The sequence below is a fragment of the Pseudomonas sp. BO3-4 genome, assembly GCF_034044115.1.
Taxonomy (GTDB): Bacteria; Pseudomonadota; Gammaproteobacteria; order Pseudomonadales; family Pseudomonadaceae; genus Aquipseudomonas; species Aquipseudomonas alloputida.
This window is the reverse complement of the sequence record NZ_CP139018.1, coordinates 986,144-1,009,745: the sequence shown is the minus strand read 5'-3', so window position 1 is coordinate 1,009,745 and position 23,602 is coordinate 986,144. Positions and strand designations below refer to the sequence as shown.

22 protein-coding genes are annotated in these 23,602 nt (G+C 61.8%); 13 read left to right on the top strand and 9 right to left on the bottom strand.

Features of this window, described 5'->3' with window-relative positions; all coding sequences use genetic code 11:
- Nucleotides 1–24: 24 nt before the first annotated feature.
- The 7 genes from REH59_RS04610 to REH59_RS04580 form a co-directional block, all read right to left on the bottom strand.
- Entirely contained in the window at nt 25–603 is a 579-nt protein-coding gene (locus REH59_RS04610) for a DJ-1/PfpI family protein (protein ID WP_003255238.1), read from the bottom strand.
- Nucleotides 604–654: 51 nt separating this feature from the next.
- Complete coding sequence (locus REH59_RS04605) at nt 655–1,812, bottom strand: phospholipase D-like domain-containing protein (RefSeq protein ID WP_003255240.1); 1,158 nt, start codon at nt 1,810–1,812, stop codon at nt 655–657.
- 1 nt (nt 1,813) lies between these two features.
- Entirely contained in the window at nt 1,814–2,395 is a 582-nt protein-coding gene (locus REH59_RS04600; protein ID WP_004574419.1) for a YceI family protein, read from the bottom strand.
- 44 nt (nt 2,396–2,439) lie between these two features.
- On the bottom strand, nt 2,440–2,736 hold the full coding sequence (locus REH59_RS04595) for a hypothetical protein (protein WP_012051281.1): 297 nt from the start codon (nt 2,734–2,736) through the stop codon (nt 2,440–2,442).
- Complete coding sequence (locus REH59_RS04590) at nt 2,733–3,812, bottom strand: serine hydrolase domain-containing protein (protein WP_014860088.1); 1,080 nt, start codon at nt 3,810–3,812, stop codon at nt 2,733–2,735. The genes REH59_RS04595 and REH59_RS04590 overlap by 4 nt, the downstream gene beginning before the upstream one ends.
- 108 nt (nt 3,813–3,920) lie before the next feature.
- Complete coding sequence (locus tag REH59_RS04585) at nt 3,921–4,481, bottom strand: response regulator transcription factor (RefSeq protein WP_003255244.1); 561 nt, start codon at nt 4,479–4,481, stop codon at nt 3,921–3,923.
- Nucleotides 4,481–5,737 carry an ATP-binding protein gene (locus REH59_RS04580; RefSeq protein ID WP_014589781.1) on the bottom strand — a complete coding sequence of 419 codons (1,257 nt, stop codon included), beginning with the start codon at nt 5,735–5,737 and terminating at the stop codon, nt 4,481–4,483. Before REH59_RS04580 ends, REH59_RS04585 begins: the two co-directional genes overlap by 1 nt.
- Before the next feature lie 202 nt (nt 5,738–5,939).
- On the opposite strand from REH59_RS04580, the gene REH59_RS04575 reads away from it, so the two are divergent.
- From REH59_RS04575 to REH59_RS04535, 9 genes are all read left to right on the top strand, one after another.
- A complete protein-coding gene (locus REH59_RS04575; protein WP_003255248.1) occupies nt 5,940–6,656 on the top strand; it encodes an SIMPL domain-containing protein in 717 nt (238 codons plus the stop codon).
- Between the two features lie 380 nt (nt 6,657–7,036).
- Nucleotides 7,037–8,662, top strand: coding sequence for an ABC transporter substrate-binding protein (locus tag REH59_RS04570; RefSeq protein ID WP_014860087.1), 1,626 nt, complete (start codon nt 7,037–7,039; stop codon nt 8,660–8,662).
- Nucleotides 8,663–8,808: 146 nt separating this feature from the next.
- Nucleotides 8,809–10,401 carry an ABC transporter substrate-binding protein gene (locus REH59_RS04565; RefSeq protein WP_003255252.1) on the top strand — a complete coding sequence of 531 codons (1,593 nt, stop codon included), beginning with the start codon at nt 8,809–8,811 and terminating at the stop codon, nt 10,399–10,401.
- Nucleotides 10,402–10,629: 228 nt separating this feature from the next.
- Nucleotides 10,630–12,009, top strand: coding sequence for an OprD family porin (locus REH59_RS04560; protein WP_003255254.1), 1,380 nt, complete (start codon nt 10,630–10,632; stop codon nt 12,007–12,009).
- Between the two features lie 78 nt (nt 12,010–12,087).
- Entirely contained in the window at nt 12,088–13,698 is a 1,611-nt protein-coding gene (locus tag REH59_RS04555; RefSeq protein WP_265536602.1) for an ABC transporter substrate-binding protein, read from the top strand.
- A gap of 91 nt (nt 13,699–13,789) precedes the next feature.
- Entirely contained in the window at nt 13,790–14,800 is a 1,011-nt protein-coding gene (locus tag REH59_RS04550; protein WP_003255257.1) for an ABC transporter permease subunit, read from the top strand.
- Between the two features lie 10 nt (nt 14,801–14,810).
- Entirely contained in the window at nt 14,811–15,737 is a 927-nt protein-coding gene (locus REH59_RS04545) for an ABC transporter permease subunit (RefSeq protein WP_003255259.1), read from the top strand.
- 10 nt (nt 15,738–15,747) lie between these two features.
- The gene (locus tag REH59_RS04540) at nt 15,748–16,716 is read left to right on the top strand and encodes an ABC transporter ATP-binding protein (RefSeq protein WP_003255260.1); all 969 of its coding nucleotides are present in this window, start codon (nt 15,748–15,750) and stop codon (nt 16,714–16,716) included.
- Nucleotides 16,716–17,684 (top strand): peptide ABC transporter ATP-binding protein, encoded by a 969-nt coding sequence (locus REH59_RS04535; protein ID WP_003255261.1) that lies wholly within the window; start codon nt 16,716–16,718, stop codon nt 17,682–17,684. The genes REH59_RS04540 and REH59_RS04535 overlap by 1 nt, the downstream gene beginning before the upstream one ends.
- A gap of 366 nt (nt 17,685–18,050) precedes the next feature.
- On the opposite strand, the gene REH59_RS04530 is transcribed toward REH59_RS04535, so the two are convergent.
- Both REH59_RS04530 and REH59_RS04525 read right to left on the bottom strand, forming a co-directional pair.
- On the bottom strand, nt 18,051–18,155 hold the full coding sequence (locus REH59_RS04530) for a LysR family transcriptional regulator (protein ID WP_240459588.1): 105 nt from the start codon (nt 18,153–18,155) through the stop codon (nt 18,051–18,053).
- A 141-nt stretch (nt 18,156–18,296) separates the two neighbouring features.
- Entirely contained in the window at nt 18,297–19,163 is an 867-nt protein-coding gene (locus REH59_RS04525) for a DMT family transporter (RefSeq protein ID WP_014860058.1), read from the bottom strand.
- A gap of 614 nt (nt 19,164–19,777) precedes the next feature.
- On the opposite strand from REH59_RS04525, the gene REH59_RS04520 reads away from it, so the two are divergent.
- The 4 genes from REH59_RS04520 to REH59_RS04505 all read left to right on the top strand — a co-directional run bounded on the left by REH59_RS04520 (nt 19,778) and on the right by REH59_RS04505 (nt 23,580).
- Nucleotides 19,778–20,602, top strand: a complete 825-nt coding sequence (locus REH59_RS04520) for an AraC family transcriptional regulator (RefSeq protein WP_020191899.1) — start codon at nt 19,778–19,780, stop codon at nt 20,600–20,602.
- A gap of 64 nt (nt 20,603–20,666) precedes the next feature.
- A complete protein-coding gene (locus REH59_RS04515; RefSeq protein ID WP_014860055.1) occupies nt 20,667–22,073 on the top strand; it encodes an NAD(P)/FAD-dependent oxidoreductase in 1,407 nt (468 codons plus the stop codon).
- A 33-nt stretch (nt 22,074–22,106) separates the two neighbouring features.
- Nucleotides 22,107–22,448 (top strand): cupin domain-containing protein, encoded by a 342-nt coding sequence (locus tag REH59_RS04510; protein ID WP_003248474.1) that lies wholly within the window; start codon nt 22,107–22,109, stop codon nt 22,446–22,448.
- Nucleotides 22,449–22,500: 52 nt separating this feature from the next.
- A complete protein-coding gene (locus REH59_RS04505; RefSeq protein WP_014860054.1) occupies nt 22,501–23,580 on the top strand; it encodes a polyamine ABC transporter substrate-binding protein in 1,080 nt (359 codons plus the stop codon).
- Nucleotides 23,581–23,602 lie beyond the last annotated feature (22 nt).

The window sequence follows — 23,602 nt, the reverse complement described above, 5'->3', positions numbered from 1 at the left end:
CCGCTGCCAATTCAATCAAACCTGTCAGACAATACGCGTGCCCAGCACTTGAAGGAACGCCGCCAGCCAGGCCGGGTGCGCGGGCCATGCCGGTGCGGTCACCAGGTTGCCATCCACATGCGCCTGGTCCACCGCGATGTCGATGAACGTGCCACCCGCCAGGCGCACTTCTGGCGCACATGCCGGGTACGCGCTGCACTCACGCCCCTCCAGCACCCCTGCCGCTGCCAGCAGCTGGGCCCCATGGCACACCGCCGCAATCGGCTTGCCGGCCTGGTCGAACGCCCGCACCAGGTCCAACACCTTTTCATTCAGGCGCAGGTACTCCGGCGCGCGGCCACCTGGGATCAGCAGCGCGTCATAACTCTCGGGCCGCACCCGCACGAAATCATAATTCAGGGCAAAATTGTGCCCTGGCTTTTCGCTGTAGGTCTGTTCACCCTCGAAGTCATGAATCGCGGTACGCACGGTCTGCCCCGCCAGCTTTTCCGGGCACACCGCATGCACCGTGTGGCCCACCATGCTCAAGGCCTGGAACGGCACCATCGCTTCGTAATCTTCGACGTAGTCGCCCACCAGCATGAGAATTTTCTTCGCCGTCATCTCGCCCACTCCTTCGGTTAACTGTGAATAGTCACTGCACGATAGCCGCTGTCAGTCACGGCGGTCGAGGAAGTTGACCACCAACCGATCGAGCCAGCCCCAGATCCGTTGCTTCACCCTGCGCCACAAAGGGCGCGCATGCCAGTGGGCGAGGTCGACTTCCTCGCTCTGGGCGAAGTCGCGCTCGAAGCTGGCCACCACCGCCGCAGTCAACGGCGGGTCCAGCGCTTCGATGTTGGCTTCAAGGTTGAAGCGCAAGTTCCAGTGGTCGAAGTTGCACGAACCGACGCTGACCCAGTCGTCTACCACAGCCATCTTCAGGTGCAGGAAGCACGGCTGGTACTCGAAAATCCGCACGCCCGCACGCAACAGACGCGGGTAGTACCGATGCCCGGCGTAGCGTACCGAGGGGTGATCGGTGCGCGGACCGGTCAACAACAGACGCACGTCCAGGCCCTTGCTGGCGGCCCGACGCAATGAACGGCGCACGCTCCAGGTCGGCAGGAAGTACGGCGTGGCCAGCCACACCCGTTTCTTGCCGCTGTTCAGCGCCCGTACCAGCGCGTGCAGGATGTCCTGGTGCTGGCGGGCGTCGGCATAAGCGACCCGGCCCATGCCCTGCCCCTGCGCAGGCACCTTGGGCAGACGCGGCAGACCAAAGCCTTCAGCAGGGCGCCAGGCGGTGCGGCGGTTGTTGGCTTGCCACTGACGGTCAAACAGCAACTGCCAGTCGCTCACCACCGGCCCCTGCATCTGCACCATCACTTCGTGCCATTCGCTGGTCGCCTCACCCGGCGTCCAGAACTCGTCGGTAACGCCCGTCCCCCCCACCACGGCCCAACGTTCATCAACCAGCAGCAATTTGCGATGATCACGGTAGAGGTTACGCAGGCCACGCTTCCAGCGCAGGCGGTTATACCAGCGCAAGTACACGCCAGCGTCCAGCAGGCGCTGACGCAACGCGCTGTTGAAGGCCAATGAACCGTAGTCATCAAACAGGCACCGCACCCGTACGCCACGCCGGGCAGCCTGCTCCAGCGCGTCGACCACTGCATCGGCACAGGCCCCGGCCTCGACCAGGTACAGCTCCAGGTCAACCTGGAACTCGGCACGCATGATCGCCTGGAGCATGCGCGGAAAAAACACAGGGCCGTCGATAAGCAGTTCGAACTGATTGCCATCACGCCAGGGGAAGACCGGCCCCGCCATGTCAGCGCGCAGTGAAGATCAGCACCGCGCTAACCGGTACCGACGGGTTGATGGACTTCAACCTGGCGAACTTGCGCAGGCTTTCCAGCCCCGGCAGCAAGCCAAAATCTTCGGCGCGCAGCACCAGAGGCTCAAGGGTCACCACCTGGAAGCGCCGCGCATCCAGGCGGGTAGCCAGCAACAGAACACTGTAACTGTGCGACTGGCCATGCAGGGTGACCGTCAGCGGCAGGCGCAATTCGATCTGTGCACCGTCGGCCAGGTCATTGATAGGCTGCAGGTCAATCTGTGCCTTCACGGTGGCCTCGGCGAAGCGCTCGACCTCGAACAGGTTGTCGCGCATTTGCTCGTCACGCAGCGGAATACCACTGCTCACCGAGTCCATCTCGATCCTCAACCCGGCCATACCCTTGCGATCGACCGTGCCATGCAACACCAGAAAGCGATGCACTTCGGCGGTGTCGCCGTTCTTGCCGGTGATGAATGACAGCCGTGAAGATTCGCCATCCAGGTGCCAATTGGCATGAGCGGGCAGGCACAAAGCCAGCAATAAGGCAGGCAGCAGACGGGGCAACTTGAACATGACAGATCTCGTGAAACCAGGCCGCCAACCTTACCCGCCTGCATTCATGGCAGCAAGCGGCAGCCCTCACGCGCGCCTTGCCAGGCCGCCTGGCTGCGTCGCCCCAGGCCTTCAGCGGTGACTCGCCGCTGCTGGCTGTTTTCCTCCAGCAGGCTCAGTGGCAGCCACTGCTTCACGTACCCTTGGCAGTACACCTTGTCGAAGCCCATGACAAAGCGGCAGGAACAGTATTCCTTGGCCGAGTAGGCCGAGAGTATGCCGGGGAAGTCCGCCAGCGCCTGGCGTTCCTGCCAGGCCCAGAACAGGAGCCCTGCCAGCGCCAGCAGCAATAGCCGCTTCATGCCCCCTCCCCGGCCAGTACCGCCAGCACCCGCTTGAGCAGTTCGTCGTGTCGATAGCTGCCGTCGCGGTCATCGGCGTAGCGCACGATCACCAGCTTTTGCTCAGGCAGCACATATAACGCCTGCCCCCAGTGGCCAAGGGCGGCGAAGGTGTCTGCCGGTGCACTGGGCCAAGGCCGCTCGGCGCCAGCCAGCGGCTGGTTGAGCCACCAATGGCCACCAGGGACGGCCTCACCAGGCAGCGCTTGGGCCTGGGCAAACGGGGTGCGGTTGAAGGAGACCCAGGCCTTGGGTAGCAATTGTCGGCCCTGCCAGCGCCCGTCGCGCTGCATCAGCAGGCCAATACGGGCCAAATCACGGGCACTGAGGTAGAGATAGGAGGAGCCTACGTAGGTGCCTGCCCGGTCACGCTCCCACACCGCACTGCCGATACCCAACGGGGTGAACAGTGCGTGCCAGGGGTAGTCGGGGTACTGCCCGGCATCGAGCATGCCGCGCAGCGCGGCGGCCAGCAGGTTGCTGTCGCCGCTGGAGTAGAGGAACCGCTGACCGGGGCTGGCGGTGGCACCCCGCGCCGCCGCGTAGGCAGCCATGTCTGCGCGGCCACGGGTATACAGCATGGCCACCACCGAGGACTTCAGCGGCGCGTATTCGTAGTCTTCCTGCCACTCGAGGCCACTGGCCCAGTGCAGCAGGTCGGCCACGCGCACGCCTGGGTGGGCGCGCATGGGTGGATAGAAGCGGCTGACCGGGTCTTGCAGCTGGAAGCGGCCTTCGCCCTGGGCCACGCCCATTATCGTGGCCAGTACGCTCTTGCTTACTGACCAGGTCAGGTGCGCGGTGGCGGCACGGGTGGGCGCGGTGTAGCGCTCGTGGAGGATACGCCCGTCGCGGATGATCAGCAGAGCGTCCGTGCGGATGCCGCTGCGCTCCGAGGGGGAGCGTGCAGGAAAGGCGTAAGCGTCGACGGCCTGCCAGTCGAGGGTGGCGGGGTCGTTCTGCCACTGCGGGTCAGGCCAGTCCTCCGCCTTGGCGCTACCTGCAACCAGCGCAAGGATGACCAACAGTACCTTCATCGTGCTCGCCTTGATGGGGGCTGCTTTGCAGCCCTTCGCGGGCAAGCCCGCGCTCACAGTTGCAGGAGCGGATTCCCCCGCGAACAGGCCAACATCATCAATACAGAATCAGCGCCGAACCGGCCGCTTCTGCAGCTTGCGCTGCAACGTCCGTCGGTGCATGCCCAACGCCCGCGCGGTGGCCGAGATATTACCTTCATGCTCGTTCAGCACGCGCTGGATGTGTTCCCACTGCAGGCGATCGACCGACATCGGGTTTTCCGGCACCAGGGTATCCAGGTCGGTGTGCTCCGACAGCAGTGCTGCCAACACATCATCGGCGTCAGCCGGCTTGCACAGGTAGTTGCAGGCACCGCGCTTGACCGCCTCCACTGCGGTGGCAATGCTCGAGTACCCGGTCAGGATCACCACGCGCATTTCCGGGTCCAGTTCCAGCAGCTTGGGCAGCAGCACCAGGCCGGAGTCGCCATCCATCTTCAGGTCCAGCGTGGCGTAGTCCGGCAGGTCCTGCTGGGCCAGAATCAAGCCTTCTTCGGCAGAACTGGCAGTGCTCACACGGAAACCGCGACGGCTCATGGCCCGGGCCATGACCCGGGTGAAGGTGGCATCGTCATCCACCAGCAGCAGGTGCGGCAGCTCTTCGCTTTCGACCTGGTTTTCTTCGCTCATCATTCATCTCCTCGCTTGCCATAGGGCAGGCGCAGTTCGGTCAGGGTGCCACCCTGTTCATGACTATAGAGTTTCACCGAGCCGCCCGCACGGGTCACGCTGGCCTTGCTCAAGAACAGGCCCAGGCCGAAGCCTTTGCCCTTGGTGGTAATAAAAGGTTTGCCAATGGCTTCGGCAATGGCTGGCGGTACACCAGGACCATGGTCGTGGATACTGATGACGATGTCCTGGGCGTCCCAGTCCAGGCGAACCTCCAGATCATCAGGGCAGGCATCGGCGGCATTGTTCAACAGATTCAGTAACGCCTGGGTCAGGTCTGGCGGCGGCGCCAGACGCGGCACCTTGCCGTCGCGCAGGCGCTGGAAGCGGTAGCTGGCTTCCGGGCGCATCAGGTGCCAGCGGTTGAGCGCCTCGTCCAGCCAGGCAGTCACATCCTGCTCCACGATGGCCAGGCGCCGGTTGGCTTCGGCTGCGCGCACCAGCTGTTGCAAGGTCTCTTTGCACAGCTTTACCTGGTCCTGGAGGATCTGCAGGTCCTCCTGCAACAGCGGGTCGGTGTGGTCCTGGCGCATTTCGTTGATCAGCACGCTCATGGTCGCCAGCGGCGTACCCAGTTCATGGGCGGCACCGGCGGCCTGGGTAGCCACAGCCAGCAGTTGCTCGTCGCGCAGGCTTTCTTCACGCCGCTCTGAACGCAGCTGCTCCTGGCGGCGCAGCTCTTCGGCCATGCGCGCGGCAAAGAAGGTGATCACAGCCGCCGCCAGGGCAATGCTCAGCCACATGCCGTAGACCTGCATCTTGTCCCGCGCCATCGGCAGCCCTTCGAGCGGGTAGAACTGCACCAGCAGCAAGCTGTAGGCCGTCAGCGCAATGCCCGACAGGATCAGCGAATACAGCCACGGCAAGGTCACCGCGGCAATCGCCAGCGGCACCAGGTAATACGACACGAACGGGTTGGTCGAGCCGCCGGAGTAATACAGCAAGGCACTGTGGATCAGCAGGTCACAGGCCAGCTGCAGGGCGTACTCCATTTCGGTGACGGGCAGCGACAGCCGCAGGCGCAGGGCCGTGAAGGCACACAGCAACGAAGACAAGGCCAAGGTGCCGGCCAGCGACAGCCAGGGCAACGGCAGCAGTTCGGTCCAGTAGGCAACGCCCACCGAGCCGGCCTGGGCAGCCAGGACCAGGACCCGAATGACGGTCAGGCGCCAGAGGTTCTGGCGGGTAGCGGACAACGGTTGTACGGCGGCGAGCATGAGCTCTCCTGATGAGTGCTCCAGAAAAATCGGCTGGAGTATACCGAAGCCGGGCGCCTCGCTGCAGCGATGCGGCAAAGCGCCACACTTTGTCACAGGTTCATGATGGCACTTTTGAACCCACTACACTGTTGCCGGTCCTATGGGCCATGCGTGGAATGGATGACCAGCCCCCACGCCTTTAAATGCCAAGGAGTACCACATGCAAATCCCACGTCGCGGCGCCGCCCTGATCATGTCTTGCGGCCTGCTCGCCAGCCTGCCGGCACTGGCTGCCGATGAACCGCGTTTCAACCAGGTATCGCTGCGTGCCGAAGTCAGCAAGGAAGTGGCGCGCGACCTGATGGTCGTGACCCTGTACAGCGAAGCGCAGAACAGCGACCCGGGCAAGCTCGCCAAGCAGATTACTGAAACCATGAACAAGGCCGTGCAGCAGTCGCGCCAGGTCAAGGACGTGAAGATCAGCCAAGGCAGCCGCAACAGCTACCCGGTGTATGACAGCAAGGGCCAGAAAATTACCGGCTGGCGCGAGCGCGCCGAACTGCGCCTTGAAAGCGCCAACTTCCCGGCCTTGTCCCAGCTTACCGCCGATTTGTTGCAAGAGCTGAAAATGGCTGGCATGGATTTTTCCATCGCCCCGGCCACGCGCAAGGCCAGCGAGGATGCTCTGCTCAAGGATGCGGTCGATGCCTTCAAGGCACGCGCGCAACTGGCGACCGAAGCGCTGGGTGGCAAAGGCTACAAAGTGGTGAGCCTGAACCTCAACAGCAGCGGCTACCCGCGCCCGTACTTGCGTAGCGCGCCGATGGCGATGAAGGCCATGGGGGCTGATGAAGCAGCACCGGCGCCAGATATCGAGGCGGGCACCAGTGAAGTGAGCATGAATGCCGATGGCCTGATCGAAGTGCAGATGCCATAAGGCGTCCACGCATCATCTGTGGGAGCCCGCGAGCAAGACACGGCGGTGGATGGCACGGGCTTCGCCCGTGTTCGCGGGTAAACCCGCTCCTACGGGTGACTGCGTCATTTTCACGATTTTCAGACATTTCTTACGCACCAACAGGGTGCGTCCTACGCTTTCCCCTTCCTAGAAACATCGCGCAAAACGCCATCATTTTGCCTACGCAAACGTTTAACTTCGCCAAAAGTTATACCGATGCGACATCCATGTACGTTCGTGCCACTTTCCCGGCGTCAACTATCCTTGTACCTGTTGCATTGGGAACGCCCCCTGCATAAGTATCCGCAGGTCGGCTCACGAGGCCACCTCATCCAAAAAATGACAACAATGAGGCCACCATGCTCAAACACGCAGTCATTCCGTTCCTGCTGGGTGCAGGCTTGCTCAGCGGCGCACCGTCGGCCGTTGCCGCATCCAACCTGGTGTTCTGCTCCGAAGGCAGCCCAGCCGGCTTCGATCCGGGGCAGTACACCACCGGGACCGACTTCGATGCCTCGGCAGAGACCGTGTTCAACCGCCTGACCCAGTTCGAGCGCGGCGGCACTGCGGTCATCCCGGGCCTGGCGACCAAATGGGAAGTGTCCGACGACGGCAAGACCTACACCTTCCACCTGCGTGAAGGGGTCAAGTTCCACACCACCGACTACTTCAAGCCCAGTCGCCCGTTCAACGCCGACGACGTGCTGTTCACCTTCAACCGCATGCTCGACAAGGACAACCCGTTCCGCAAGGCGTACCCCACCGAGTTTCCATACTTCACCGACATGGGCATGGACAAGAACATTGCCAAGGTGGAGAAGCTTGACGAGCACACGGTGAAGTTCACCCTCAACGAGGTGGACGCCGCGTTCATCCAGAACCTGGCCATGAGCTTTGCCTCGATCCAGTCCGCCGAATACGCCGACCAGTTGATCAAGAATGGCAAGGCCGCCGACATCAACCAGAAGCCGATCGGCACCGGCCCGTTCGTGTTCAGCAAGTACCAGAAGGACGCGCAGATCCGCTTCAAGGGCAACAAGGACTACTGGAAGCCCGAGGACGTGAAGATCGACAACCTGATCTTTGCCATCACCACCGACGCCTCGGTGCGCATGCAGAAGCTTAAAAAGAACGAGTGCCAGGTCACCCTGTTCCCACGCCCGGCCGACATCGAGCCGCTAAAAGCCGACAAGAACCTGCAAATGCCGCAGCAGGCCGGCTTCAACCTCGGCTATATCGCCTACAACGTGATGGACAAGATCAAGGGCAGCAACGAGGCCAACCCCATGGACCAGCTGAAAGTCCGACAGGCGCTGGACATGGCCGTGGACAAGAAAAAAATCATCGAGTCGGTGTACCAGGGCGCCGGCCAGCTGGCGGTCAACGCCATGCCGCCCACGCAGTGGTCTTATGACGACAGCATCAAGGACGCCGCCTTCGACCCCGAGAAAGCCAAGCAACTGCTCAAGGAAGCCGGCATCAAGGAAGGCACCGAAATCACCCTGTGGGCCATGCCCGTGCAACGCCCGTACAACCCCAATGCCAAACTAATGGCCGAAATGCTCCAGTCCGACTGGGCCAAGATCGGTATCAAGGCGAAGATCGTCAGTTATGAATGGGGCGAGTACATCAAGCGCTCCAAAGGCGGCGAACAGGGTGCCATGCTGATTGGCTGGAGCGGTGACAACGGTGACCCGGACAACTGGCTGGGGACCCTCTACGGTTGCGATGCCGTCGATGGCAACAACTTCTCCAAGTGGTGCTACAAGCCCTACGATGACCTGATCAAGCAGGCCAAGGCCACGTCCGACCAGGCCAAGCGCACCGAGCTGTACCAAAAGGCGCAGCATATCCTCAAGGAGCAGGTACCGATCACCCCGATCGCCCACTCCACTGTCTACCAGCCCATGAGCGCCAAGGTGAAGGACTTCAAGATCAGCCCGTTCGCGCTGAATTCCTTCTACGGCGTCAGCGTGGACAAATAGGCTGACTGAGGCACCCGCTGAATCGCGGGTGCCCTTCACCCCCGCCACCTCTTCATGTCGTCCTGCGGCCATACGCTGCGGGGACGGCGAACTGTTGCCGCCATTCGTACCCGGAGGCGGCGCGAACAGATGAAAAAGGATTTGCCATGCGCCACGTTACCCGCCTTTCCGCGCTGCTGGCTCTGGGCCTGGTCAGCCAATCCCCGGTCCTGCTGGCCAACAACCTGGTGTTCTGCTCTGAAGGCAGCCCCGCCGGCTTCGACACCGCCCAGTACACCAGCGCCACCGACAACGACGCCGCCGAACCCATCTACAACCGCCTGGTCGAGTTCGAACGTGGCGGCACCGCCGTGCACCCGGCCCTGGCGACGCACTGGGAGGTGTCCGACGACGGCCTGCGCTACACCTTCCACCTGCGTGAAGGGGTCAAGTTCCACAGCAACAAGGCCTTCAGCCCGAGCCGCACGTTCAACGCCGACGATGTGCTGTTCACCTTCAACCGCATGCTCGACAAGGGTCATCGGTTCCGTCAGGCCTACCCTACCGAGTTTCCCTATTTCAACGGCATGGGCCTGGACAAGAACATCGCCCGCGTCGAGAAGACCGACCCATTGACCGTGGTGTTCACCCTGAACACCGTCGATGCCGCGTTCGTCCAGAACCTGGCCATGAGTTTTGCCTCCATCCTCTCCGCTGAATACGCCGAGCAGCTACTGGCCAGTGGACGCCCCAGCGACATCAATCAGCAGCCTATCGGTACCGGGCCGTTCGTGTTCCAGCGCTACCAGAAGGATTCGCAGATCCGCTACAAGGGCAACAAGGACTATTGGGCAGCGAACGAGGTGAAGATCGACAACCTGGTGTTCTCGATCAATACCGACCCGTCGGTGCGCATCCAGAAGCTGCGCCGCAACGAATGCCAGGTCACCCTGCACCCCCGCCCGGCTGACCTGCCGGCGCTCAAGGCCGACAGCACACTGCAGGTGCTCCAGCAACCAGGCTTCAACCTCGGCTACATCGCCTACAACACCCAGCACCCACCTTTCGACCGCCTGGAAGTGCGCCAGGCAATGGACATGGCGGTCAACAAGAAAGCCATCCTCCAGGCGGTGTATCAGGACGCCGGCCAACGGGCGGTCAACGCCATGCCACCAACCCAGTGGTCCTATGACGACAGCATCAAGGACGCCCCGTACGCGCCCGAAAAGGCCAGACAGCTGCTCCAGCAGGCCGGTGTCAAACCTGGCACCGAGGTCACCCTGTGGGCCATGCCGGTGCAACGCCCGTACAACCCCAATGCCAAGCTGATGGCCGAAATGCTCCAGGCCGACTGGAGCAAACTCGGTTTCAAGGTGCGCATCGTCAGCTACGAATGGGGCGAATACCTCAAGCGCATGAAAAACGGTGAGCACGACATCGCCCTGATCGGCTGGACCGGTGACAACGGCGACCCGGACAACTGGCTGGGCACCCTCTACAGCTGCGATGCCATCGGCAGCAACAACTACTCGCAGTGGTGCGACCCGCAGTACGACAGCCTGGTCAAGCAGGCCAAGCAAGTGACCGACCGTACGCAACGCACCGCCCTGTACCAGCAGGCCCAGCAGCGGCTAAAGCAGCAGGTACCGATTACGCCGGTGGCGCATTCCACCGTGAGCCAGCCGCTTAGCGTCAAGGTTTCCCAGTTCAAGGTCAGCCCGTTTGGGCGCAATGATTTTTCCGGTGTGAGTGTTGATTAAGCGTTAGCCAGTACCGGCCTCTTCGCGGGCAAGCCCGCTCCCACAGGATCTCGACAGGTTCGGACACTGCGCCCTACCTGTGGGAGCGAGCTTGCCCGCGACGAGGCCAGAACGGCCAACACAACGCCCCGATTCTGCCCGGCGATCCCGCGGCACCCCTGGCAACACCGCAGCAATCACCCGGCCCACAAGGCCGGCCATAACTAGAAAAGAAAGGGAGCTTTAACCTTGAAAGTATTCACCTTGACCGCACTGGCGTTATCCATCGGTGCCTTTTCCACGGTGGCCCAGGCAGATCCGCAGAGCCAGGACTACCTCCCGCTCACCCTCAAAAGCAGCAGCGAGCAAGCGCAAGCCAGCGGCTTCATCGACGGCCAAAGCCTGTCCGGCAGCACCCGCAACTGGTACGCCCGTGAACGTGCCGCACGCGCGCCACTGTGGAAGTACTACAAGAACGACGGCACCCGCCACGACACCCACAGCCGTGAAAACTGGGTCCAGGGCACCATCCTCAATTACAGCTCCGGCTTCACCCAGGGCACCGTGGGCTTCGCCGTCGAGGCTGCCGGCTACAACGCCATCGCCCTGCAGCAGAGCCGCGAAGCCATCGCCGGCCCCAACAACCGCACCCTCACCCACAGCGATGGCGACCCCGTCGGCCAGTGGAGCAAACTGGGCCTGGGCAATATCAAGGCGCGCGTGTCCAACACCACCCTTACCCTTGGCCGCCAATCGGTGGATACGCCGATGATCGCCTACATCGGCAACCGCGCCCTGCCCTCGAGCTTCCAGGGCGCGTTCCTGCACAGCGCTGAATTCGACAACCTCAGCCTCGACCTGGGCACCTTCGACCGCGTCTCGCCACGTACCGAACAGAGCCTCAGCAAGTTCCGCAGCGAGTACAGCGCCACCGGCGTGGAAACCGACCGTGCCAGCACCGCCGGCATCAACTACCAGCCGTTCAAGAGCCTGAGTACCAGCCTGTACGCCACCAAGGTCGACGACTTCTGGAACCAGTACTACTTCGGCGCCAACCATGTGCTCGGCGACAGCGCAGTGCTCAGCCTGAGCACCGGCCTGAACTACTACAAGACCGTCGACGCCGGCAGCCAGAAAATGGGCAAGATCGACAACGACACCTACAGCCTGTCACTGGGCCTGACCCATCAGGCCCACACCCTCAGCGCCTCCTGGCAGCAGGTCAACGGCAATGAGTACTTCGACTACCTGCACGAAACCAACGGCATCTTCCTGGCCAACTCGCTGCTGTCGGACTTCAACGGCCCCAACGAGAAATCGCTGCAGATTTCCTATGTGCTGAACATGGCGCCCTATGGCGTGCCTGGCCTGAAGTTCAACCTGTACAACGCCCGCGGCTGGGGTATCGACGGCACTCACTACCGCGGCACTGCCTACGACGTGAATGGCCTGGATGGCGAAACCCACTATGAGTGGGGTATCGGCACCAGCTACGCGCTGCAGAGCGGGCCGCTGAAAGACACCAGCATACGCGCCACCTACACCACCCATCGCGCCAGCAAGGCCCAGGGCGATGGCAGCCTGGATGAGTTCCGCGTGGTCACCACCATTCCGTTCAACATTCTCTGAGCGCGGGCGCCACGGCCTGTTTCGCTGCGGGCCGTGGCAGCTACGCTGGAATCAATGCACGCAGGGAGACTTCAACCTATGCAGATAGCTTTCAGGAAAACGCCAGTGCTGCGCCTTACCCTGGCAGCGCTGATACTGGGCAGCGCCACGCATCTGGCCGCCAAGCCGCTGGTGGTGTGTACCGAAGCCAGCCCGGAAGGGTTCGACGTGGTTCAGTACACCACTGGGGTCACTTTCGATGCCGCGTCCGAAACCCTGTTCAACCGCCTGGTCGACTTCAAGCCCGGCACCACCGATATCCAGCCGGCCCTGGCCGAGCGTTGGGACATTTCAGCCGACGGCCTGACCTACACGTTTCACCTGCGCCAGGGGGTGAAGTTCCACAGCACCGAGTACTTCACCCCAACCCGTGAATTCAACGCCGACGATGTGCTGTGGAGCCTGCGCCGCCAGCTCGACCCCGCCCATCCATGGCACGACAAGACCAGCGTCGGCTACCCGTACTTCGAAAGCATGGCCTTCAAGCAACTGCTCAAGTCGGTGGACAAAACCGACGACCACACGGTGGTGATCACCCTCACCCGCCCGGAAGCGCCGTTCCTGCGGGACATGGCGATGGGGTTCACCTCGATCTACTCTGCCGAATACGGCGACCAGTTGCTCAAGGCCGGCAAGACCGCAGCGCTGAACAGCAAGCCGATCGGCACCGGCCCGTTCATCTTCCAGCGCTACAACAAGGATGCGCAGGTCCGCTTCAAACCTAACCCGGATTACTTTCGCGGCAAGCCGCCAGCCGACGCCCTGATATTCGCCATCGCTACCGATAGCAACGTGCGCCTGCAGAAACTGCGCGCCAACGAGTGCCAGGTGGCGTTGTACCCCAAACCCGAGGATGTGCCGTCGATAAAGGCCGACGCCAGGCTCAAGGTCGCAGAGACCGAAGCGTTGGTCACCGGCTACATCGCCATGAATACCCAGCACAAATACCTCAACGACGTGCGCGTGCGTAAAGCCATCAACATGGCCTTCGACCGCCAGACCCATGTCAACCAACTGTTTGGCAAAGGCAACGCACTGGTGGGTGTAAACCCCTACCCACCCACCATGATCGGCTACAACACCCACAACCAGAACCCACCGCGCGACCTCGACAAAGCCCGCGCCCTGCTCAGGCAGGCCGGTGTACCCGAGGGCACGGTAATCACCCTGTTCACCCGCAACGGCGGCGGCATGACCAACCCTAACCCGCGCCTGTCCGCCGAAATGCTGCAAGCCGACCTCAAGCAGATCGGCCTGAAGCTGGATATTCGCGTGATGGAATGGGCCGAGATGCTGCGCCGCGCCAAGCAGGGCGAAGCCGACCTGGTGTCCACCGGCTGGGCAGGCGACAACGGCGACCCGGACAATTTCCTTGGCCCGCTGCTCAGTTGCGAGGCCGCCAAAAACGGTGAGAACTACGCGCGCTGGTGCAACTCGAAATTCCAGGAGCTGATCACCCGTGCCCGCGAGGTGATCGACAACGACGAGCGCGCAAGGCTCTATAGCGAGGCATTGAAGGTGTACGATGACGACCAACCCTGGATCAGCATGGCCCACCCCAAGGTGTTCACGGCCATGCGTGACAACGTGGAGGGCTACGTGATCAGCCCTCTGACCAACAATAACTTCGCCACCACCAAGGTGAAGTAGAACAACAACGACCGCCGGCGACCCACACGGGGACCGGCGGCACTGCCGTACCGGGCTGATCGCCCCACGGCCTGATGAGGTAACCCCGACAATGTTGAGTTTTATTGCCCGGCGCCTTGGCCTGCTGATACCGACCTTTTTCGGCATCACCTTGCTGACCTTCGCGCTCATACGCCTGATCCCCGGCGACCCGGTGGAAGTGATGATGGGCGAGCGCAGGGTCGACCCCGAAATGCATGCCCAGGCCATGGAACGCCTGGGCCTGAACAAGCCACTGCCGGTCCAGTACCTGGACTACGTCGGCAAACTTGCCCAGGGTGACCTTGGCGAATCGCTGCGCACCCGCGAAAGCGTGTGGCGCGAGTTCCTCACCCTGTTCCCGGCCACCCTGGAACTGGCCTTCGCCGCCCTGCTGTTCGCCGGCGTCGTCGGCCTGCTGGCCGGTGTAATCGCCGCACTCAAGCGCGGTTCGCTGTTCGACCACGGGGTCATGGGCATATCACTGGCCGGCTACTCGATGCCGATTTTCTGGTGGGGCCTGATCCTGATCATGTTCTTCTCCGTGAGCCTGGGCTGGACCCCGGTGTCCGGGCGCATCGACCTGCTCTACGACATCGAGCCGAAGACCGGCTTCATGCTTATCGACACCCTGCTCAGCGATGAAGAAGGCGCGTTCAAGGACGCTGTGATGCACCTGATCCTGCCGGCCATCGTGCTCGGCACCATCCCGCTGGCAGTGATCGCCCGCATGACCCGCTCGTCGATGCTTGAAGTACTGCGCGAAGACTACATCCGCACCGCCCGCGCCAAAGGCCTGTCGCCGGCCCGTGTGGTGTTCGTCCATGGCCTGCGCAATGCCTTGATCCCGGTACTGACCGTGTTCGGCCTGCAGGTCGGCACGCTGCTGGCCGGTGCGGTGCTGACCGAAACCATCTTTTCCTGGCCGGGCATCGGCAAATGGCTGATCGAAGCCATCGGTGCCCGTGACTACCCCGTGGTCCAGAACGGCATCCTGTTGATCGCCTGCCTGGTGATTCTGGTCAACTTCGTCGTGGACATCCTCTACGGCCTGGCCAACCCACGCATCCGTCATCAGCGCTGAGGCCCTTGCCATGACTAGCCCGATTACAAAATCCGTGTCACCGGCCAGCCCGGTGGACCAGAGCCTGCTCTACCCCTCCCCGTACAAAGAATTCTGGCAAGCCTTCGCGCGCAACAAGGGCGCGGTGATGGGCCTGGCCTTCATGTGCCTGGTGGTGTTCTGCGCGCTGTTCGCGCCTTGGGTCGCCCCGCATGACCCGAGCGAGCAGTACCGCGACTTCCTGCTGACCCCGCCGGTGTGGCTGGAAGGCGGCACCTGGCAGTTCATCCTGGGCACCGACGAACTGGGCCGTGATCTGCTTTCGCGGCTGATTCAAGGTGCACGGCTGTCGCTGCTGATCGGCCTGTCGTCAGTGGTGATGTCACTGATCCCGGGCATTCTCCTTGGCCTGCTGGCCGGCTTTTTCCCGCAGTTGCTCGGCCCGTCGATCATGCGCCTGATGGACGTGATGCTGGCGCTGCCGTCACTGTTGCTGGCCGTGGCCATCGTCGCCATCCTCGGCCCTGGCCTGATCAACACCGTGATCGCCATCGCCATCGTTTCCCTGCCGTCCTACGTGCGCCTGACCCGCGCCGCGGTGATGGGCGAACTGAACCGCGACTACGTCACCGCTGCCCGCCTGGCCGGCGCCGGCTTGCCCCGACTGATGTTCGTCACCGTGCTGCCCAACTGCATGGCACCGCTGATCGTGCAGGCCACGCTCAGCTTCTCCTCGGCCATCCTTGACGCCGCCGCACTGGGCTTCCTTGGCCTCGGCGTACAGCCGCCAACCCCCGAGTGGGGCACCATGCTGGCTTCGGCCCGGGATTACATCGAGCGCGCCTGGTGGGTAGTGAGCCTGCCTGGCCTGACCATTCTGCTCAGTGTGCTGGCAATCAACCTGATGGGCGACGGCCTGCGCGATGCGCTGGACCCGAAACTCAAGAACGCCGCCTGAGGAGAACGCCATGTCACTGTTGCAGATCAACAACCTGAATGTGCGCTTCGGCGACGCCAACGCGGTACCGGTGGTCGATGGCCTGGACCTGGCGGTGGATGCCGGCGAAATCCTGGCCATCGTCGGCGAGTCTGGCTCGGGCAAGTCGGTCACCATGATGGCCCTGATGGGCCTGATCGATGCCCCCGGGCGCATCACCGCCGACGCCCTCACCTTCGACGGCACCGACATGCTCAAGCTCAGCGGCCGTCAGCGGCGCAAGGTGGTGGGCAAGGACATCGCCATGGTCTTCCAGGACCCGATGACCGCGCTCAACCCCAGCTACACCGTGGGCTTCCAGATAGAGGAAGTGCTGCGCCAGCACTTGGGCCTCAAGGGCAAGGCTGCCCGCCAGCGTGCTCTGGAGCTCTTGAAGAAGGTCGAGATTCCGGCCGCCGAAAGCCGCCTGGACGCTTACCCGCACCAGCTGTCAGGCGGCATGAGCCAACGTGTGGCGATCGCCATGGCCATTGCCGGCGAGCCCAAGCTGCTGATCGCCGACGAACCGACCACGGCCCTCGACGTGACCATCCAGGCACAGATCATGGAACTGCTGGTCAACCTGCAGAAGGAGCGCAACATGGCGCTCATCCTGATCACCCACGACCTCGCCGTGGTCGCCGAAACCGCCAGGCGGGTGTGCGTGATGTACGCCGGCCAAGCCGTGGAAGTGGGCCAGGTGCCAGAACTGTTCGATGTGCCCGCCCACCCTTACAGCGAAGCCCTGCTCGCCGCGATCCCCGAGCACAGCATTGGCGCCGAGCGCCTGGCCACACTGCCTGGCATCGTCCCCGGCCGCTACGACCGCCCGGTCGGCTGCCTGCTGTCACCGCGCTGCCCCTATGTACAGGACAATTGCCGGCGCCAGCGCCCGCCCCTCGACCCACAGGCCCACAGCCTGGTGCGTTGCTTCTACCCGCTGAACCAGGAGGTGGCGTGATGGCCGTCGTTCTATCTGCCCGGGAGCTGACCCGGCACTACGAAGTCTCCCGCGGGCTGTTCAAGGGCCATGCGCTGGTGCGCGCGCTCAATGGCGTGTCGTTCGAACTGGAGGCCGGCAAGACCCTGGCCGTGGTCGGCGAGTCGGGCTGCGGCAAGTCGACCCTGGCCCGCGCCCTGACCCTGATCGAAGAGCCGTCGTCCGGCTCGCTGCAAATTGCCGGCACCGAGGTGAAGGGCGCCAGCAAGGCAGAGCGCAAACAACTGCGCCGCGATGTGCAGATGGTGTTCCAGAGCCCCTACGCCTCGCTCAACCCACGGCAGAAGATCGGCGACCAACTGGCCGAACCGCTGCTGATCAACACCTCGCTGAGCAAGGCCGAGCGCCGCGACAAAGTGCAGAAGATGATGGAGCAGGTCGGCCTGCGCCCCGAGCACTACCAGCGCTACCCTCACATGTTCTCTGGCGGCCAGCGCCAGCGTATCGCCCTGGCCCGGGCGATGATGCTGCAACCCAAGGTGCTGGTGGCCGACGAACCGACCTCCGCGCTGGACGTGTCGATTCAGGCGCAGGTGCTGAACCTGTTCATGGATCTGCAGAAGGAGTTCAACACCGCCTACGTGTTCATCTCGCACAACCTGGCGGTGGTGCGGCATGTGGCGGATCAGGTACTGGTGATGTACCTGGGGCGGCCGGCAGAAATGGGGCCGAAGGAGGACATCTACAACAAGCCGCTGCATCCCTATACCCAGGCGCTGCTGTCGGCGACACCGGCGATTCATCCAGACCCGTTGAAGCCGAAAATTCGTATCGTCGGGGAGCTCCCCAACCCGCTGAACCCGCCGGATGGGTGTGCGTTTCACAAACGCTGCCCGTATGCGACCGAGCGGTGTGCCAAGGAGGTGCCGGCACTGAGGCAGGTGAGTACGCGGCAGGTTGCCTGCCACTATGCGGAGCAGTTTCTTTAACTGTTAGAAAACTGGGCAGCCCTCAATGCGAAAAACAGCAGTTTGCTGCGCTGCCCAGCTGAAGTACCAAGGCTTTTTGATTGTGGAGCTGAATCCATTTGTGGACGAGGTTGCCATTGAGGCTGTAGTCCAAGGCGATGTTTGCGATGGAGGCGCCGGGCTCGTCGCACTCTGGGCTTTGAAAGGTTTATTGTAGGTACGGCGCTGAGGCCTGGAAAATGCGCTTGATGGGTCAGAAATGGTGTCCACTTTTAGGTGGACACCATGGCCTTCGCCGGTTCCGTCAGGAAGATGTGTTGGCCGGACGGATACCGGGATTCGACCATCAGGGAAGTGTCAGTTTTTTGTGTACGGGACAAGGCATTTTCAATGCTTTGATACCTGCTTGCTGACTGCAGACGCCGTCAAGCCTAATCGGGCAGATGCGTCTACAAAACTTCCAGTTTCAACCACTACCGCAAATACTGCCATGCAAGGCAACATATCAACATGACTTTCGCAAGATAGATTTGATAGTCCATTACTATCAGCACTCATATCTACAGGCCCACAGCGAAGAAATACGCCATTGGCACACCCACAAAATCTACAATTTCTATACCGAAGAAAATGTCACCCATACAGGTGCAGAAGCAAAGCCCCTGACAACACTAGGCTAACACCACCGATCTGGATGACTGACAGCCGCTCGCGAAAAAAGAAGTACCCCAGGATCGCGGCAATACCACCCGACAACGTGCTGATGACGGTGACAACGGACACCGAGCCATTTAGAGCCCCCCAAGAAAACGCAGAAAACCCTCCCAAGTTGAAAAGACTTGCCCCGCACAGTGAGCCATAGGTCTTCAGCATTATTGTCGTATGGTCCCGCAGAAACCTGACGGCTTCATGGATCAAAAAAATGACCCCCACCGCATACCCTAGCGCCAGCATGTTCACCGGTCCCAGCGCCGGCAAGGTGAATTTCCCCTGAATCCAGAAGCTGATGCCGTAAAGCATGGCCGCCAACAAAGCAAACCACACAGACATTACGCTGGTGACCTTACGATCGAAACCACCATTATCGCTGCGGCAGGCCAACAGCACGCCGAAAAAGCAGACAAGGATACCGACCACCTGCCAAGCGGAAAGGGCATCACCACCCAGCCATGCCAACAGCGTTGTAAAAACACCATACGAAGTGACCAGGGGCGCCACGATGGCTGTCTTGCCAATAGCGAAAGCTTTTGAAAGCGCCAGCGCTCCTACTACGGTGCATAGAGAGGCGACAATTCCTAACCCTATCGTGAGCCAGGGCGCAGAAGTAAATTTCTGCCACTGATCGGCTGAAATGGCAATAATGATTGCCATCAAGAAAAGCCCTAGCAACTGACCGAAAAATACCGCCCGTTTTACTCCAACCGCTCTTGCGTTCACGCCGACCAAGAAGTCGGTGCACCCCCAGAACACCGCAGCCAGCAACCCCATGAATACGTCCATAGCAATGGTCCTTAATTATGAATTATTCCTGAACCTCCTCAGACAGTAATCGGGAAAACAGCAGAAATCAAACACCTATTTTGACAAGAATCTACAGACTAACGTATTTCGGCACGTCCACCAGCCTAGCAACATCATTAACGAGTTAGTTAGTACTGTAGAGATAGCGGCAAGTGCCAAGAGAATACTGTAGGAACTTTCAGACAACACTCCACCTGCACTTACTACACTAAATATTACTAATTCAACGAGACCTTTGGTGTTCATCAGAACACCAAATTGGATTTATTGATCTCAAGCCCGACATCCGGGCCCTGCCTTGCACATGCCTTTTGTAGCGAAGAGTTGTAGCAAAAGGGCCGCAAAGCGGCCCCCAAAATCTCAATGCATAAAGAACCAGATCAGAATGATCACCGGAATCGGCACCCCAATCATCCAAAGCAGTATCGAGCGCATGGCCTTTCTCCTTGTTCGATGGTGACAAGAAAGGTGCAGCCGCCATGCCAGTTGTATCAAAAAACTACATTCATAAGAATCAAAGGCTTACCCTCCAAGCCGTCTGAGCAAACCGTGCAATATGCAGGATCCACGCCCTTGCACCTGGGTGTTCTGCAATGCACTATCCACCCATGATCGCCACCACCCTCCCCGACGGCCCCGAGCAAACGCCGCTTACCGCCGAAATCGTGCTGCGCTACCACCTCTGCTGGAAGCATCGCGACCTCGACGGTGTCATGGCGCTCTACCACCCCGATATCCAGTACCACGACTTCTTTCAGAACCGCGTGCTCGGCCATCAGGAACTGCGCGACTACGTACGCGCCTGTCTGCCCCATGAAGCCGGCGAGGACATCGTCCACAGCGACCGCATCCGCGTCGATGGCTGCACCGCATTCATCCAGTATCAGGTCACGGTCCAGGGCGGCGACGGCCTGGTTGCGTTCCAGTCCAGCGAGGCGATCACCGTCAGGGACGGGCTGATCTGGCGGGTCAACGAATACGCCACGCTGGTCCGCCGGAACGGCACAGGCCACGCCAACAGCGGTCCGCGCCCTGCCACCAGCCGCCTGGGCCTGTCGCCCCGGCAGTTGTCGACCATGGCCCAGGACCTGGAGCACTACTTCCAGCGTCAACGCCCCTACCTCGACCCGGAGCTCGACCTGCAACAGGTCGCCGACGCCAGCGGCTACAGCCGCAACCAGATTTCCTACCTGCTCAACCAGGTGCTGGGGCAAAGCTTCTACCGCTACGTCAACCAGGCACGCCTGCAGCACCTGATGGCCAGCCTCGGCGATGACAGCGTCGAGGCGACGATCGACGAGCTGGCCTTCAGTGCCGGCTTCAACTCGCTGTCGGCGTTCTACAAGTGCTTCCGTGAGCACACCGGGCTCACGCCCAAGGCCTACCTGAAGCAAATTTCCCTGCGTGCACGCACGTAAGACAGCTGCCCGCTGACACCACTACGATCGCCCACAGACCTTGACGGATGTGGAGCCGAACCCGATGCAACCCCTGCGCACGCTCAGCCTGTGGATGGACCAGCTCGACGAGCCGCTGTGCGCGCGCCCGGCACTGCGCAATGACCTCGACGTTGACGTGTGCATCATCGGTGCCGGCTATACCGGCCTTTGGACCGCGTACTACCTCAAGCGCCAGGCACCCCAGCTGAACATCGCGGTGATCGAAGCCCAAATCGCTGGCTTCGGCGCCTCCGGCCGTAATGGGGGCTGGCTGATGGGCAACCTGCTCGGCGAAGACCGCCTGCTCGGCACCCTCTCGCCGCAACAGCGCCGCGCCAGCATCGACCTGCTGCACGGCATCCCGGATGAAGTGCATCGCGTGCTGCAAAGCGAAGGCATCGACTGTGACTACCGCAAAGGCGGCGTCCTTTATTGCGCGGCGCGCTACCCGGAGCAGGAACGCAGCCTGCGCACCTACCTCGACGACTTGTATCGTCAAGGCATGACCGAGGACGACTACCGCTGGCTGAGCCCCGAGCAGCTGGGGAGCCAGCTGCGGGTCAGCAATGCGTTTGGAGCCATCTACAGCCCGCACACGGCGACCATCCAGCCAGCCAAGCTGGTGCGCGGCCTTGCCCGGGCAGTGGAAGCGCTGGGCGTAACGATCTACGAAAACACCCCGGCCATCGACTGGCAGCCGAGCGAGGTGCGTACCCCGCTGGCACAGATTCGCTGCCAGTGGATGGTACCTGCCGTGGAGGGTTACGCCGCCAGCCTGCCGCCACTGGGCAAACACCAATTGCCGGTACAGAGCCTGCTGGTGGCCACCGAGCCGCTGCCGGAGGCCACCTGGGAGCAGATTGGCCTGAGCAAGGGCCAAGCCTTCAGTGAAAGCAGCCGCCAGGTCACCTACGGCCAGCGCACTGCCGACAACCGCCTGGTCTTCGGTGCTCGCGGTGGCTACCGCTTCGGTGGGCGTCTGCGCGAAAACTTCAACCTCGACGAACACGAAGTCGAACTGCGCCGCTACCTGTTCGGCGAACTGTTCCCGCAGCTCAAACAGGTACGCATCACTCATACCTGGGGCGGCAACCTGGGCATGGCGCGGCGCTTCCGCCCACACATGCTCTGCGACCGCCAGCGCGGCATCGCCCTTGCCGGCGGCTACGGCGGCGAAGGCGTGGGGGCTACCAACCTGGGTGGACGCACCCTAGCGGCGCTGATCCTCAACCAGCGCAACGAACTGACGGCGCAACCCTGGGTGCTCGACAACCGTCCGCTATCGAGCCTGGCCAGCTGGCCTCCCGAGCCCTGCCGCTGGCTGGGCTACAACGCGATCATCCAGAGCTTCGTCCACGAGGACCGGACCCTCGCCAACCCCGCCAGCGCGCCGTGGAGGAGGCGCCTGGCCATCTCGGTTGCGGACTTCATGGAAGGCTTCATGCACTGACTTCCCTTATCACTCGTACAGGATCCACCGGTCATGAGCATCACCCAGTTCAAGAACACCGAATTTGCCGTGCTCGACAGCTCCAACCCGGTCGCGGTACCGCTCGGCGAACCCGTGGCAGTCACGTCAGTCACCTGCGTGGAGCGCAGCGATGGCGTTGAAACCGGCATCTGGGAATGCACCCCAGGGCGCTGGCGGCGGCAGATCGTGCAACAGGAGTTCTGCCATTTCATCAAGGGCCGCTGCACGTTCACCCCCGACGGTGGCGAGCCCCTGGTCATAGAAGCCGGAGACGCATTGATGCTACCGGCCAACAGCACCGGCACCTGGGACATCCTGGAGACCGTGCGCAAGACCTACGTGCTTATTTTCTGATCCGCTGATCGCCTGCCTTCGATAACAACAGACAAAGCAAGGTAAACCCGACATGCGCACCTTCCTCCTCGCACCCCTGATGCTGGCCGCCAACGTGGCCAGCGCCGCTGAAACGGTGAAGATCTACAACTGGTCCAGCTACGTGGCCCCCGATACGTTGAAGAACTTCCAGCAAGCCAGCGGCATCGTGCCGACCTATGACGTGTACGACAGCAATGAAACCCTCGATGGCAAGTTGATGACCGGCAATTCCGGCTACGACGTGGTGTTCCCCTCCAACCATTTCATGGCCCGGCAGATCCAGGGCAAGGCCTTGAAGCGCCTGGACAAATCCCAGCTGCCTAACTGGCACAACCTCAACCCGGTGCTGCTCAAGGCGCTGGAGGTGAACGACCCGGGCAACCAGTACGGCTTCCCTTACCTGTGGGGCAGTACCGGTATTGGCTACAACATCGACAAGGTCAAGGCGGTGCTCGGCGACAACGCGCCCGTGGACTCCTGGGACCTGATCTTCAAACCCGAGTACATGAGCAAGCTGAAAAGCTGTGGCGTCGCGGTGCTGGACAATGGCCCCGAACTGCTGCCGATCGCCCTGCACTACCTGGGCTTGCCCCATCACAGCCAAGACCCCAAGGACTACGAGAAGGCCAAGGACCTGCTGATGAAAGTGCGGCCTTACATCAGCTATTTCCACTCGTCCAAGTACACGGGCGACCTGGCCAACGGCGATATCTGCGTGATAGTGGGGTTCTCGGGGGATGTGCTGCAGGCGAAGAACCGCGCCGATGAGGCGAACAATGGCGTGAAGGTGGGCTATTCGATACCCAAGGAGGGCGCGCCGATGTGGTTCGACATGGTCGCCATGCCCGTCGATGCGCCGGATGAAAAGGCCGGATATGCCTACATGAACTACCTGCTGCAGCCGGAGGTGATGGCCAACATCAGCAACCACGTCCAGTACGCCAACGGCAACCTCAAGGCGGACGGGCTGGTGGACCCGGCGATGAAGGGTAATACGATGATTTACCCGAGCGACGAGGTGATGGGCAAGCTGTATGCGCTGGAGGCGATGCCGGCGAAGATCGACCGTATTCGTACGCGAATCTGGACCAGTATCAAAGCAGGGAACTGATTTCACCCGCTGCGCGATCACT

What these genes read in the sequence shown, in the direction of transcription:
- REH59_RS04525 (WP_014860058.1), bottom strand. Translation starts at nt 19,163, where the DNA reads ATGGACGTATTCATGGGGTTGCTGGCTGCGGTGTTCTGGGGGTGCACC.
- REH59_RS04580 (WP_014589781.1), bottom strand. Translation starts at nt 5,737, where the DNA reads ATGCTCGCCGCCGTACAACCGTTGTCCGCTACCCGCCAGAACCTCTGG.
- REH59_RS04570 (WP_014860087.1), top strand. Translation starts at nt 7,037, where the DNA reads ATGCTCAAACACGCAGTCATTCCGTTCCTGCTGGGTGCAGGCTTGCTC.
- REH59_RS04585 (WP_003255244.1), bottom strand. Translation starts at nt 4,481, where the DNA reads ATGAGCGAAGAAAACCAGGTCGAAAGCGAAGAGCTGCCGCACCTGCTG.
- REH59_RS04515 (WP_014860055.1), top strand. Translation starts at nt 20,667, where the DNA reads ATGCAACCCCTGCGCACGCTCAGCCTGTGGATGGACCAGCTCGACGAG.
- REH59_RS04540 (WP_003255260.1), top strand. Translation starts at nt 15,748, where the DNA reads ATGTCACTGTTGCAGATCAACAACCTGAATGTGCGCTTCGGCGACGCC.
- REH59_RS04595 (WP_012051281.1), bottom strand. Translation starts at nt 2,736, where the DNA reads ATGAAGCGGCTATTGCTGCTGGCGCTGGCAGGGCTCCTGTTCTGGGCC.
- REH59_RS04530 (WP_240459588.1), bottom strand. Translation starts at nt 18,155, where the DNA reads ATGGCAGTATTTGCGGTAGTGGTTGAAACTGGAAGTTTTGTAGACGCA.
- REH59_RS04610 (WP_003255238.1), bottom strand. Translation starts at nt 603, where the DNA reads ATGACGGCGAAGAAAATTCTCATGCTGGTGGGCGACTACGTCGAAGAT.
- REH59_RS04550 (WP_003255257.1), top strand. Translation starts at nt 13,790, where the DNA reads ATGTTGAGTTTTATTGCCCGGCGCCTTGGCCTGCTGATACCGACCTTT.
- REH59_RS04510 (WP_003248474.1), top strand. Translation starts at nt 22,107, where the DNA reads ATGAGCATCACCCAGTTCAAGAACACCGAATTTGCCGTGCTCGACAGC.
- REH59_RS04590 (WP_014860088.1), bottom strand. Translation starts at nt 3,812, where the DNA reads ATGAAGGTACTGTTGGTCATCCTTGCGCTGGTTGCAGGTAGCGCCAAG.
- REH59_RS04555 (WP_265536602.1), top strand. Translation starts at nt 12,088, where the DNA reads ATGCAGATAGCTTTCAGGAAAACGCCAGTGCTGCGCCTTACCCTGGCA.
- REH59_RS04575 (WP_003255248.1), top strand. Translation starts at nt 5,940, where the DNA reads ATGCAAATCCCACGTCGCGGCGCCGCCCTGATCATGTCTTGCGGCCTG.
- REH59_RS04535 (WP_003255261.1), top strand. Translation starts at nt 16,716, where the DNA reads ATGGCCGTCGTTCTATCTGCCCGGGAGCTGACCCGGCACTACGAAGTC.
- REH59_RS04600 (WP_004574419.1), bottom strand. Translation starts at nt 2,395, where the DNA reads ATGTTCAAGTTGCCCCGTCTGCTGCCTGCCTTATTGCTGGCTTTGTGC.
- REH59_RS04545 (WP_003255259.1), top strand. Translation starts at nt 14,811, where the DNA reads ATGACTAGCCCGATTACAAAATCCGTGTCACCGGCCAGCCCGGTGGAC.
- REH59_RS04605 (WP_003255240.1), bottom strand. Translation starts at nt 1,812, where the DNA reads ATGGCGGGGCCGGTCTTCCCCTGGCGTGATGGCAATCAGTTCGAACTG.
- REH59_RS04565 (WP_003255252.1), top strand. Translation starts at nt 8,809, where the DNA reads ATGCGCCACGTTACCCGCCTTTCCGCGCTGCTGGCTCTGGGCCTGGTC.
- REH59_RS04505 (WP_014860054.1), top strand. Translation starts at nt 22,501, where the DNA reads ATGCGCACCTTCCTCCTCGCACCCCTGATGCTGGCCGCCAACGTGGCC.
- REH59_RS04520 (WP_020191899.1), top strand. Translation starts at nt 19,778, where the DNA reads ATGCACTATCCACCCATGATCGCCACCACCCTCCCCGACGGCCCCGAG.